Annotated in this window: 1 protein-coding gene; it reads right to left on the bottom strand. The window is 51.8% G+C overall.

The window, feature by feature from the left end; translation table 11 throughout:
• Positions 1–251, bottom strand: a 251-nt coding sequence (locus ACTHTA_RS11555; protein WP_440379639.1) for a flavodoxin-dependent (E)-4-hydroxy-3-methylbut-2-enyl-diphosphate synthase, incomplete at both ends; no start/stop codon positions are given.

The following is a 251-nucleotide window of genomic DNA, read 5'->3' on the forward strand; positions in this document are numbered from 1 at the left end:
GTTTTGCACCGCCTTCGCAATAATTGACTTTGACGTATTCTTCGACAATCTCTAAGAATTCGGCTGCGATGTTGTCGCCTTTTAAAGTCACTTTGCGTTCTCCGTCAACATAAACCGGGGCAACAGGGGTTTCGCCGGTTCCGGGCAGGCTGATACCGATGTCTGCCAGTTTGCTTTCGCCCGGTCCGTTAACGACGCAGCCCATGACGGCAACGTTTAAAGATTCTACACCGGGGTAAAGGGTGCGCCAT

Source organism: Neisseria sp. P0013.S005 (assembly GCF_051958425.1).
Classification (GTDB): domain Bacteria; phylum Pseudomonadota; class Gammaproteobacteria; order Burkholderiales; family Neisseriaceae; genus Neisseria; species Neisseria subflava.